Origin of the sequence: Sporosarcina sp. NCCP-2716 (genome assembly GCF_023707985.1) — a bacterium.
GTDB lineage: Bacteria > Bacillota > Bacilli > Bacillales_A > Planococcaceae > Sporosarcina.
In genome coordinates this window covers 16909-28993 of sequence record NZ_BRCF01000012.1, presented here as the reverse complement: position 1 = coordinate 28993, position 12085 = coordinate 16909, and the positions used below count along the sequence as shown (strand labels likewise).

Annotated in this window: 11 protein-coding genes; 6 read left to right on the top strand and 5 right to left on the bottom strand. The window is 55.3% G+C overall.

From position 1 onward, the window contains the following. Positions 1 to 88 precede the first annotated feature (88 nt). Together NFU03_RS14915 and NFU03_RS14910 are read right to left on the bottom strand one after the other, a co-directional pair. Entirely contained in the window at positions 89 to 850 is a 762-nt protein-coding gene (locus NFU03_RS14915; RefSeq protein ID WP_251639918.1) for a dimethylarginine dimethylaminohydrolase family protein, read from the bottom strand. A gap of 30 nt (positions 851 to 880) precedes the next feature. Then, on the bottom strand, positions 881 to 1753 hold the full coding sequence (locus NFU03_RS14910; protein WP_251639917.1) for a dimethylarginine dimethylaminohydrolase family protein: 873 nt from the start codon (positions 1751 to 1753) through the stop codon (positions 881 to 883). Positions 1754 to 1896: 143 nt separating this feature from the next. Between NFU03_RS14910 and NFU03_RS14905 the strand changes: the two genes are divergently transcribed. The 3 genes from NFU03_RS14905 to NFU03_RS14895 all read left to right on the top strand — a co-directional run bounded on the left by NFU03_RS14905 (position 1897) and on the right by NFU03_RS14895 (position 4640). Next, positions 1897 to 2634: an IclR family transcriptional regulator gene (locus tag NFU03_RS14905; RefSeq protein WP_251639916.1), complete on the top strand. Its 738-nt coding sequence runs from the start codon at positions 1897 to 1899 to the stop codon at positions 2632 to 2634. A gap of 444 nt (positions 2635 to 3078) precedes the next feature. Next, positions 3079 to 3978 (top strand): polysaccharide deacetylase family protein, encoded by a 900-nt coding sequence (locus NFU03_RS14900; RefSeq protein WP_251639915.1) that lies wholly within the window; start codon positions 3079 to 3081, stop codon positions 3976 to 3978. A 23-nt stretch (positions 3979 to 4001) separates the two neighbouring features. Then, positions 4002 to 4640, top strand: a complete 639-nt coding sequence (locus NFU03_RS14895) for a YkyA family protein (protein ID WP_251639914.1) — start codon at positions 4002 to 4004, stop codon at positions 4638 to 4640. 166 nt (positions 4641 to 4806) lie between these two features. Here the strand turns inward: NFU03_RS14895 and NFU03_RS14890 are convergent, their stop codons facing one another. Both NFU03_RS14890 and NFU03_RS14885 read right to left on the bottom strand, forming a co-directional pair. Further along, positions 4807 to 6555 (bottom strand): GMC family oxidoreductase, encoded by a 1749-nt coding sequence (locus NFU03_RS14890; RefSeq protein ID WP_251639913.1) that lies wholly within the window; start codon positions 6553 to 6555, stop codon positions 4807 to 4809. A 21-nt stretch (positions 6556 to 6576) separates the two neighbouring features. Continuing rightward, positions 6577 to 7461 (bottom strand): gluconate 2-dehydrogenase subunit 3 family protein, encoded by an 885-nt coding sequence (locus tag NFU03_RS14885; protein WP_251639912.1) that lies wholly within the window; start codon positions 7459 to 7461, stop codon positions 6577 to 6579. Positions 7462 to 7840: 379 nt separating this feature from the next. Here NFU03_RS14885 and NFU03_RS14880 point away from each other — a divergent pair, with 379 nt between their 5' ends. Then, positions 7841 to 8230 carry an HsmA family protein gene (locus NFU03_RS14880; protein ID WP_251639911.1) on the top strand — a complete coding sequence of 130 codons (390 nt, stop codon included), beginning with the start codon at positions 7841 to 7843 and terminating at the stop codon, positions 8228 to 8230. A 96-nt stretch (positions 8231 to 8326) separates the two neighbouring features. On the opposite strand, the gene NFU03_RS14875 is transcribed toward NFU03_RS14880, so the two are convergent. Further along, complete coding sequence (locus NFU03_RS14875; protein WP_251639910.1) at positions 8327 to 9160, bottom strand: serine hydrolase; 834 nt, start codon at positions 9158 to 9160, stop codon at positions 8327 to 8329. Between the two features lie 298 nt (positions 9161 to 9458). On the opposite strand from NFU03_RS14875, the gene NFU03_RS14870 reads away from it, so the two are divergent. Further along, positions 9459 to 10157: a sunset domain-containing protein gene (locus NFU03_RS14870; RefSeq protein ID WP_251639909.1), complete on the top strand. Its 699-nt coding sequence runs from the start codon at positions 9459 to 9461 to the stop codon at positions 10155 to 10157. Between the two features lie 386 nt (positions 10158 to 10543). Continuing rightward, positions 10544 to 12079, top strand: coding sequence for a YifB family Mg chelatase-like AAA ATPase (locus NFU03_RS14865; RefSeq protein ID WP_251639908.1), 1536 nt, complete (start codon positions 10544 to 10546; stop codon positions 12077 to 12079). Positions 12080 to 12085: the final 6 nt, after the last annotated feature.

The window sequence follows — 12085 nt, the reverse complement described above, 5'->3', positions numbered from 1 at the left end:
GTTAAGGGCGGGTACCTGTGCGTCACACAAATTGGACACTATTCGGAATCGTGTCTGAATTGTGTGGCGCACAGGTACCATTATTTCTTCAGAAGCGGAGGGAGAGGCAGCTGAGACCGCCGTCTTGTTTCTGCACTTCGGACATGTCGAGCTCGATCGTCTGGCGGCCAGCTTCGTTCAGCTTGCGTTTCGTTTCCGGGTAGCCTTCCGGGATGATGACGTAGTCGTTGACATGGATGCAGTTTGCGGAGTATTCATCTTGATCCTCGATCACGATTTTGTCGTACGTGCTGAATGCGGGATGGTCGGTGAATTCACCTGCGACGACAAGTTTGTTGTCACCTACGTAGGCAATGCCTGTTTTCAAGTGGAAGAACTTCTCGAGCGGTATGATTTCCGCTTCGTACCCTTCGGACTCCAGAATCTCTTTCAGCTGGCGGGCGCCTTCTTCGTTGGTACGGTCTGAGATGCCGATATAGAAGTGATCTTCCGCCTGCAGAACGTCACCGCCGTCAAGCGTTCCCGGCGATTGGATGAAGTAGAACTTTCGGTAGAACTTCTTGAGAACGGCTTCGATTTCGACGATTTCCCCGTTCCGGGAATCGGCTCCGGGATTGGTGACAACGGCGAAATCGGACGTCAGGACTGCTGCATCTTCGACGAATGTCGAGTCCGGGAATTCCTCGCTCGCTTCAAGTTCCGTGACGGCGACGCCGCATTTTTCGAGAGCCTGGACGTAGGCTGCGTGCTGTGTCAGCAGGCGGTCGTAATCCGGTGTCCCTAGATCTGAAGTGGTCAGTCCTGTGACGTAGCTTTTACCCGGTTTCTTGACGATGACATTTGTAAACATATGATTCTCTCCTTTATCCTTCTGAATTTGTTAAACGCGGATGACCGGGCAAGTGAGACAAGTAGGTCCTCCGGTGCCGAGCAGGCTGATTTCTTTCCCTTTGTATGTGTGGACGGTCGCTCCGGCCTCTTCCAGCCGCTTGCGGGTGATTGGATTGTCGTCTGTCAGCACACAAATCCGCGGTGAGAGCGCAAGAACGTTGCAGCCGAGCAGGTCGTATTCTTCTTTAGGTACTTCGATCAGGCGGAACCCTCTCTCAAGCAGCAGCTGACGGAGGAACACCGGCATGAGCCGAGAGTGCACGACTGCCAGGTCCTTGTCCACGATGCTTAGAAACGACATCAGATGAAGGCACTCCTCCTCGCCTTGGTCGTGCGGGAGCTGGACAGTGATGAATTCATCCACTATATCGGCTGTCATTTCCTTGAGCTGCCGGATCGCTTCGTCGTTTGTCCGGTAGCCCCTGCCGACGAGCAGCGTGCGGTCATCGAGCCAGACGATGTCACCGCCGTCCGAAACGGCATCGCCTGTCAGTTCACCGATGATCGGGATGTCCTGGGCGCGGAGGTATTCTTTGTAGACGTCAGCTTCCGGCTGCCGCAGCTTCTTGCCGGAATTCAGGATGATGGCCCCGTTCGGCGTGAATTTGACCGGGTCGTGTGCATAGAACGAGTCGAGTCCGACCGTATCGCTTGCCGGCAAGTAGGAGATTTCCGTGCCTGCCTGTTCGATGATGTTGATTAATTCGGAAAACTCACGGCGTGCTTCGTCGTAATCCGGCTCCTGCAAGTAGTTGAATGTCTGCCAGTTGTCAGCGAGATGCTGCTGGGATCGGAATGCGTCTTCCGGTTTTTTCATGATGACGCTTTGTAACGGTTTGTACATGGAATTGCTATAAGCCATATCTCACCCTCCAATTTTCCGTTTAACGGAAAGTGTTTCCGTTTGAAGGAAACCTTATCTGTAAATATATTCGCCGTATGGTATAATGTCAATGAATTTTGAATTTAATTTTCAGATGGAATTTATTATCGGGAAGTGAACTTATGCAGGCGATTGAACGGGTTATGCAAATTACGGAAATACTGGCGAGGGAAACGGCGACGAATGGGATTTCGATATCGGAGCTGACGAAGGAGTGCGACTTGGCGCTCAGCACGCTGCATCGGATTTTGAAATCGATGGTGCAGCAGGGGCTTGCCGAGCAGGACATGGAAACAAAGCTGTACAAACTCGGGCCGACTTGGATGGAATACGGACTGCGGGTTTACGATACGATGGATTTCGTTTCGCTGATCCGTCCGGAAATGGACCGGCTCAGCAAGGAAATCGAGGAGAGCATCTACTTCAGCAAATGGAGCGGGTATGAGGCGATCATCATCGAGAGGATCGACAATGAGAACAATCAGATCCGGATCTACGACAAGCTCGGTCTCCGGATCCCGATGGATGTTGGGGCGGCGAACAAGAGCATGCTCGCTGCCATGGACCGTGCTGAGGCGGAAGCGATCGTCCGCACGCTCGTTCCTGCGGAAGAGCAGGGAGTGTTCCGGGAATCCCTCCGTGTGGTGCAGGAAAAGGGCTTCGCGGTCAGTCACGGGGAGCGGACGGAGGGCACCTCGTCCATCGGCGTCGCGGTCAGCGATAGGACGGGAAGCGTGGTCGGCGCGATCAGTGTCGGCTGTGTGAGCTTCAATCTGACGGACGACCGGCTCGATTTCATCACGGAGGAGCTGCTCGCGGCAAAGAAACGGATTGCTGAGAAATTCGGCCGCATGAGTTGAAATTGTGCTGTACAAGTAAACGTTGCATCGCACGAATGAAAAGAGGGTGACGGCATAATGCTGTCATCCCTCTTTTTTTGTGGAAAGCGGTCCTTGTGTGTCATGCCCAGAGCGGGAGTTGTGTCTGTTTGCCGATAAACTTGCCCATTTGGCCGATTGTGGGCTCGATTTGGCCGATTCCCCGCGCCGATTGTCCGATATCTCCCTCCATCTGGCCGATACTCCCGGCCAGCGAGGGGGCACTGCAGACAGCAGGATGGCGGTACCTGGATGGCGGTACCTGTGCGTCACACAGTTCAGAAACTATTCTGAATTGTGCTGAAGTTGTGTGACGCACAGGTACCATCAAAATGAGGCGGAGGGTGGGAATCTGTCGTTTCTTGTGTAATAATGGTAAAATGGCATGATGAATCGGGTCGGATCGGCTGCAGGGAGGGAACATCCATGAAGAAACAATTGAACCACAAAGGGAAGGTATTGTCGGTCTTTTTACTGGCGGCGGTTGTGCTGCTGGCGATCGGGCTGATGCTGCCGTCTGCGAAGAAGGAATCGGCGGATGCTGGGCAGGCTGCGTCTCTGGCGCCGCTCGCGGTGTCGTTTGATCCGCTGGCGGATTTCGGGGAGTCGCCGTTCCGTCAGTCGATTGTCGTGAAAGAGCGGCAGGAGCGGGAGACGGCGCGCAAAGAAGCGGTGGCGAAGCAGAATACAGCGGATGTGAAAGAGAAGGCGATCTATCTGACGTTCGATGATGGACCGTCGAAGGAGTCGGGGAAGCTGCTCGACCTGCTGGATGCGCGGCAGATGAAGGCGACGTTCTTCATGCTCGGGCCGAATATCGAGGCGCATCCGGAGCCGGTGAAGCGGATGGAAAATGAGGGGTTCGGGCTGGCGCTGCATGGGATCACCCATGAGGCGCGCCAAGTGTACAGCAGCCGGACGGCACCGGCACAGGAGATGTCGCAGGACCGGGACATCGTCGAGAAAATCACCGGAGTGCGGACGAATCTGGTGCGGCTGCCATATGGAAGCATCCCGTATTTGACGGAAGAAATGCGCGACGAACTGGACCGCACGGATTTCCGTGTGTGGGACTGGAATGTCGACAGCCGGGACTGGGAGTTGAAGGATGAGCGCTACGTGCAGCATACGATCCAGGCGATTCAGCGGATGTCGCAGGCAGGCGTGACGCCGGTTGTCCTGCTGCATGATAAGCCGGCGACGATCGAGCATCTGCCGAAACTGCTGGAATTCATCCGGAAGCAGGGGTACCGGACGAAGGTGCTGACGAATGAAATGCCGCCCGTCACGTTCCAGTGTGAGGGCCGCTGCAGTGGTGGTGAGTGATGATGCTTAGGAGGGGATGCGGCGTGAAACGATTCGCCGTTTGGCTGCTGGCGGCTAGTGTGCTGATGCTGCTAGCGGGCTGCCAGACAGACCGGAAACAGGCTGCTGCGATCCAGGAGACACTGGAGCAGACAGCGAATATCGAGAAGACGTTCCGTGACGGCCAGCAGGCGCTCGCGAAAGAGCGGGAGCGGGTGCGCGTAATATACGACGGTGTACTTCAGCTGGATCATGCCGATGCTGATGCTGTCCGGAAACTTGCGGGCAGCCGCGAGGTCGGGACGGAGCGGGGGCTGCTTGAGGAGAATGAAGCGGCATACCGGGAAGTCCGGCAGCAGGTGAAGGACGTGCGGGAAACCGCGAAGCTCATCAAAGATGACGGACAGCGCAAGCAGGCGGATAAGCTTGCGGCGCTGCTCGAGAGCCGGGAAAAGGAAATGGCTGCGTTCTTCGCGGCGTATCATAAGCAGCTCGACGCAGAGGACGACTTCTTTGCGAAGCTGGAGCAGGGCCAGTTCGATCTGAAACAGCTCGATGCCGACATGTCGGCCATCCATGAAGAGACCGGGAAGATCGCGGCGGCCATCGACCGGTTCAATACGTATACCAACCAGTTCAACGCAGCCGAAGAGCAGTATTTCAACTCGGCAGGCGTCAGCTGATCACGGAAACACCCCTGACCGGGACGGACGGTCGGGGGTGTTTTCACGTTCGATCGGGTGCCTGTGCGTCACACAACTTGAACGCAATTCGGAATAGTGTCCGAATTGTGTGACGCACAGGCACCGGAAATGGAAAACCTCCAGCCGGGCAGGCTGGAGGCGGGTGTTACAAGCTTGCAGTCTTCGTTTTCACGAGCTGTCCGCCGTTTTTCAGGAAGGTGTCGATCCCTTCGGCAGTGCGATAGGCGAGGGCGCCGACGGTTTCGGTCGGGTTGTAGTTGCCGAAGTGCGGGAACGACGAAGCGCCTGCGACGAACAGGTTGTCGACGTCCCACATCTGCTGGTAGCTGTTGACCGCGGACGTCTGCGGGTCGTCGCCCATGATGACGCCGCCTGCAAAATGTCCCGTCGTATACGAATTGTTGAATTCCACGTCATCCGGCACTTCATCGGCTTCGACGGAATCGGCCCCCATTTCCGTCATGATCTTCTTGCATATATCGATCGCATAGCGGATCAGGTTACGGTCCTGATCGGTGTATCTGTTCGTGATCCGGAGCAGCGGATCACCATTGAAATCCGTGTAGGTCGGGTCGAGGTCCATGTAGTTGTGCGTCCACGGAAGAGTCCCGGTGAGTGCATTGACGTACAGGTTGCGGTTCGTGTAGAACAATGATTTGTCCTTGAATTCCTCGCCCCATGTCGGAGTCCCCTTCGGCACGAAGTTGTACTCGATCGGCCGGAATCCGGTCGTCTGGTGCTGGACTTCGAAACCGTGCAGGAAGTTCAGGTCCTTATGATCGAAGTCGTCTGCTGCGAAGTCGTCGAATGTCGCGCCGAGCGCGCCGGCACCGGCGAAGTTGTTGAATTTTTTATCGTCGAAGAACCCTCGGGCTCCGAGGTAGTTGATGTTGGAGAAGTGGCCCGTGAAGTTCTTGCCGATGACGCCTTCACCCGTTTTAGGATTGTACGGCCGGCCGATTTTCGACAGCAGCAGGAGACGGGTGTTCGGGAATGTGAAGCCGGCGAGAATGACGACGTCCGCCGGCTGCTCGTACGCCATCCCTGTCTGCGTATCGGTGTAGAGCAAACCGGTTGCCTTGCTGCCGTCATACAGCACGCGCGTCACGTAAGCGTGGTTCCTCAGTTCGTAGTTCCCTGTTTTTTTCGCAGTGGCAAGGACAGTGACAATCGGGTCGGCCTTCGCACCGAAGTGGCAGCCGTATGTCTCGCAGAACGCGCAGTAAACACAGGCGTTGATCGTTTCGCCGTCGGGGTTCGTGTACTGTTCCGTCACGTTGGCCGTCGGGATCTGGTACGGGTGGTAGCCGAGTTTTTTCGATGCATCCTTGAACAGGCGGATGGACGGGGTATCGATGGAGGGAGGGTTCGGGTAGTCCTCCGATCGTTTCGGACCGACCGGGTTCACTTCGCCGGAAATCCCCGCCATTTTTTCGTATTTATCATAATAGGGCTCAAGTTCGTCGTATGTAATCCCCCAGTCCTGAAGCGTCATGCCTTTCGGGATCTTGACTTCCCCGTAACGCTCGACGGTCTGGCTGCGGATTTCGAAGTCGTACGGACGGTAGCGGAAGTTGACCCCGTTCCAATGCACGCCGGAGCCGCCGGTGTCCGTGCCGATGAGCGCGTCTTTGTTGTTCCGGACAGGCAGCGCTTCTTCGTCTTCGGTCGACCGGGACGTCATCGTCTCCTTCGACAGATCCTGCATGAGCGCATACCGCTGGGAGAAGCGCAATTCGTCCTTCCCGCCGACGAAATCCTCCACTTTCTGGCTGCCGCCACGTTCGAGTGCGACGACTTTGTAGCCCTTCTTCGCGAGTTCCGCGCCGATGATGCCGCCTGCCCATCCTGAGCCGAGAATGACGGCATCCACTTTCTTCAACTTTTTTGCCATGTTGAAACTCCTCCTCGTCGATTAATGCTGCTGTGAATCTTTCAGTGCGACCGGCTGCGGCTTGAAGAACTCGTCCTTGTCGATCTTGCCGAGGTAGGATGGGTAGGCACCTGGGAACTCCTTCATCTTCCAGCCTTCCATATCTTTGTTGCCGCCATAGAGCGGATCCGCGTACGCGCCTTCGATCGTCGCCTGCCGGAGCAGCGAGAAAAACGCTTGGGAGGGAACGGACTTCATCTCGACCTCGCCGTTTTCAAAAGTCTTAAGTATGTCGATCTGCTGGTCCTTCTCCAGCTGATCGTACGTCGTCTTATGCTGCTTCTGGCTCGCGTCGTTCAGCGTCCGGACGCCTTCGATGAAGATTTCGCGCCTGTTCAAAAGGGACTGGTCGCGCATGATTGAGTCCGTCGATTCCTTTCCTTGTCCCTGGCCGCCGCGCGGGTGAGGCTCTGCTGCATCATCGGATTTCACCTGTGCAGGATCGTTGTAGTCGTACGCTTTGAAAGGTCCTTTCCGGTAATCCCTGGCGTTGATCCCCCAGTCGCCGGCAAGCTGTTTGTCGATGAAAAACGGCACGCCGAGCTCGATGGCCCCGGGTCCGTTTTTGTCTTTCGGATAGATCCGCTCCGTCGCCGCTTCCAATGCCTTGAAGTCTTCTTCGCGTGTGAAGAAGATTCGTGCTTCCTGGAATGAGGTCTCGTGCTTTGTGCCGCTCGGTTTCGTCTTGTGCTTTTCATCCCGTTCACGCATGAACAGGCCGCCGAGCAGCGACCCGCCGACCACACCGCCTGCCACCATGCCGCTGTTCTTCAGGAAATTCCGCCGGCTATGGTCGGTCTGATGGGGTTCTTTCTTATGCTTGTCCGTATCCGCCATTTGAACTCCTCCCGCCTTTTTGAGTGTCATCAATCCGCCTGCTCGTCAGCTTGGTCAATAAACAGACTTCTAAGTCAGACTATACCCTTAAGTAAAAGAAACTTAACGTAAAACTCTGAAAAATGTAAAATGGAGTGGGTGGGAGTAAGGGGAGCGCGGGGAAGAATAACCGGAAAACCAGGAAAACCAGGAAAACAAGGAAAACCAGGAAAACCAGGAAAACCAGGAAAACCAGGAAAACCAGGAAAACCAGGTACCTGTGCGTCACACAACTTGAACGCAATTCAGAATAGTTTCCGAGTTGTGTGACGCACAGGCACCATCCAGGCGGATTTGTAATCTTCAATTCACTTTCTGTTCATGCAGCCGAGGGACAATGGGGGTAGGAAAAAGGACGGGAGTGGGGCGGATGAGTACGTTATTGATATTTGCATCTTCGGCGATGGTTGTGGCGCTGGTACTGTACAGTATCGGGGTGTTTGGTGAGAAACTGAGCGGGACGATCCAGTTCAAGCACCTGCTGTTCTTTGCGGGAGGAATCGTGTTCGACACGACCGGCACGACGCTGATGAACCGGATTGCGTCGCAGGATGGCGGCTCGTCGTTCGGCCTGCACCAGATCACGGGCGGCGCCGCACTGATCCTGATGGGCTTCCATCTGCTGTGGGCGATCTGGGTGTACAAAAAGGGCGATGACAAGGCGAAGCGCCAGTTCCACAAGTTCAGCCTCGGCGTCTGGTCTCTGTGGGTCATCTCGTTCGTACTCGGCATCCTTGTCGGAATCGGTGTGATTGGCTGAAGCTTTCTATAGAGCGAAATGAATGATTGAATGAATAAACCCTCTGAACCGGGATTCCGGGACGGAGGGTTTTTGGGTTTCATCTTCATGAAAAAGTTATTGGCAGGCAATGGCAGGCGCGTTGTCATCGGCGAGCTTCAGAGACGCAGAGGCCATATAGTCGATGATCATCCTGCCGATGCGGGCGAGTGTCTGCTGGCCTTCGTGGTTATGGTCCCAGTCAGTGGTCAGGACGGCCAGATCGACGAGCATGACGTCGTTCTCGAAATAGGCGATGTCGTGTTCGACGCCGGGCAGGGTGCCGGTCTTGTTGCCAATGATGAGGGTTTCGTCGAAGATGGGCTGGAAAGCCGGAAGCTTGTCGATCAGCTGCTGGTCGCGCATGATCGTCTTCAGCTGCTGCTTGCTCGTCAGCGACAGAAACTCGCTGTCAGGATGAAGGCACTCGAGGAACATGGCCATGTCCCGCGCCGTTGCAACATTTTCAAGCCCAAGGGCGAGTGCATCGTAGTCCATGAATTTCCGGGTCACTTTCGAATTTTTCGCGCCGACCTCGTCGAAGAACGCCTGGATCCGATTGAGTCCTGTCGCCTCGATGACGAGGTTAGCCGCCGTATTGTCCGACACGATGATGGACAGGGTGAGCGCGTTCAGCAGCGTGATCTGCTCCATGCCGGACAGATACGCGAGGACACCCGAGCCGCCGACCGGTTCGCTGATCGGCAGCAATGTGTTCAAGTCGAGTTCCCCGCGGTCCGCCGCTGCGAGGCAGGCCATCGCAATCGGCACTTTCAGGATGCTTGCGGACCGTATTACGTCCTCCGCTCCGATCGCAACCGTGCCGTCGGGCGTCCGTACATACATGGAAACCGTCCCGGCCACCTCCGCTGCCAATATCTGAAGCTGCTGTTCTAGTTGTGCGAAATCCATAGCGCTCACCATTCCCCTTGCCATTTTTCTTTTATCCTACCATATTGTGGCGTTGGGATAGCACTACTTTTTTTAATTTGGTACCTGTGCGTCACACAAATCAGACACGATTCTGAATCGTGTCTGATTTGTGCAGCGCACAGGTACCTTTTTTGGCCATCCGGATGGTTGGTATGCCGGAACTTCTACACATTCTGTTAGTTTCCCCCATTTCTTTGGAAAGATAGGTAAATTGAATATAGGTAATATTGCTTATTCGGTGCCCATCTAATCAAAACGGAGAATGGGGAGGAGTTTTATGGGATACGCAGCATTTGGATTGGCTGTCGTCTTGATCGTCGGATTTTGGGACGGACTGGGGAGCATCGGAACGTGGCAGCGCCGGTTGAGTGCGGTTGCGGTCATCGGTCTGGCAACGATGGTGCTCTCTGGATGCGGAGCAGACCAGGAACAGGCGCAGCTGGCTGAAAAGCTGGAGGCGAAAAACGCTGCCATTACGGAAGCGAACCAGACCCTTAAGGATGAACTGGTCAGTCTTCAGGAAGAGAACGGAAATCTGAAAAATAAATTGCAGGAGCAGACTGATAAGCAGTCGAGTGTTCAGGAGACTGTACAGACACTGCAAAAAGAGAAAGGCGAACTTACTGAATCGATTGCTGCCTTGAAAGAGCAGAATGATAAGCTGACTGCGGCTGCCGGTGAAAAGGACAAGACCATCCAGCAGCTGAAGGACAAGTCGGCAGCGCAAGCAGCGGCCCCGGCTCCGGCTGCAAAGGGTGCTTCTTCCAATACGGCATCCGGCGGTTCCGGAGGACAGTCGGGCAGTCAATCGGCCAATACGGCGTCCGCTCAGACCGATTGCAACATTAAAGGAAGCAATACGGGGATTTACCACGTTCCGGGCAGTACGTATTACGATCGGACGAAGAATGTCGTCCAATGGTTCTGCAGCGCAGAGGAAGCAGTGGCCGCCGGGTACCGCGCACCTAAGCGATGAGGTGAATAGGGAAATAATGGATTCCGGCGCACGTGCCGGTCCGTCAAGCAAGCCGGGTGCTATGCGCACTAATGCCCGGCTTGCTTTTTTAGGTACCTGTGCGTCAAACAACTCAGACACAATTCAAAATTGTGTCTGAGTTGTGTCGCGCACAGGTACCTTTTTTGTTTATTTTAAAAAACAGCCAAACTGGCAATTTGGATGTGTTTTGGAGGATGAACGTAAAGTTCGGCGATTGCCGCCAGTTTTGCAGCTGGCAGAAACCTTGTAACGGCGGCATTCCTGGCGTTTTGAATTGTCAGCACCTTTCAATTTGCCAGTTTGGCTTCTGACGGACCAGCCAGTATACTGTCGGTAGCTGTTAGAGGAAACTGGGAGGGGATGCTATGGAAGACGTTCAATGTGTCGGTCTCGACGGGATGAAAGGGCACGTCGTGAGGGTGGAGGCGAGTGTCCGGATGGATCGCGAACGGTTCATGATCGTCGGACTGCCGGATGCGTCGATCAAGGAATCGAAGGAGCGGCTGCTGAGCTGCCTGCATGGGATGGGTGTCGAGCTGGAGATGAAAAAGGTCACGGTGCATTTATCGCCTGCTGATAAACGGAAGACGGGGACAGGTTATGACACAGCAATGCTCGTGGCGGTGCTCCGTGAAGTGATGGAAGAACCGATTCCATTGGATGAAGAAACGTGCATCCTGGCATCGCTGTCGCTCGACGGCAAGCTTGAAACGTTCCGCGAACTTGTTCCGGCGGTTCATCAGGCGGCCCATTTAGGTTTCAGGCGGATTGTACTGCCGCCGGTCGATGTGTCTGTAATTGGGCGATCGTTGTCTGCACAGCTTGTGCCTCTGTATGATATTTCGCAGCTGCTGGATTATTTACGCGGCCGCTATACGCCTGAGGCGCCCGATGCCCCGGTGTTCACTGCTGAAGAGTTACAGCCGGAAACGAACACAATGCAGGACTTTTCATTTGTGCGCGGGCAGTCGCAAGCGAAACGGGCACTCGAGATCGCTGCAGCAGGCGGTCATCACGCGCTCCTGACCGGGCCGCCGGGATGCGGGAAGAGCATGCTGGCCGATGCGTTCCATACCATTCTGCCGGACTTGCAGGATGATGAAATGCTGGAAGTCTATAGTGTCTACCAGATTGCCAGGGGTCGGCGGGGATATTCCGCACGGCCTCCTTACCGGGCGCCTCATCATTCCGCTTCCGGCATTTCGCTCATCGGGGGAGGTACGTATCCCATACCGGGAGAAATTTCACTCGCTCACCGCGGAGTGCTCTTCCTTGATGAACTCGGCGAATTCTCCAGGAAAACGCTCGATCTGCTCCGTCAGCCGATGGAAAGCGGATACGTCACGATCAGCCGTGTCAGACAGTCCGTCACCTATCCTGCTGCGTTTACGCTGCTGGCTTCGACGAATCCTTGTCCATGTGGGTACTACGGCTCCAGCGAGCGATACTGCACATGCACGCCGCAACAAGTAAAGGCGTACCAATTGAAAGTTTCCGGACCTCTCCTGGATCGTCTAGATTTTGTTTTGCCTTTGAAAAATGAAGGTTTCAGTACGGGTGAAACCGCGGAATGCTCGGAAGTGATCCGGGCACGTACTGCGCTCGCCCGGCAGCGCCAATACAAACGCTATGGGCAGACTGTCTTAAATGGCAATGCATCCGGCTCGATGGTTTTGGAACACAGCCGGCTCACTGACGAGCAGGCGGATCGGATCGAAGCTGTCTGCTACGGTCGGAAATGGAGCAACCGTACGCAGCTGAAGCTGATCCGTCTCGCCCGGACGATTGCGGATCTGGACGGAACGGAAGCGATCAGCGATGCCGCTGTCGAAGAGGCGGTCGATTGGAAACAGCTCGCATCCCTGCAGCAGGACACCGCACGCAGCGGTTTATTCAAATGAGAAAAA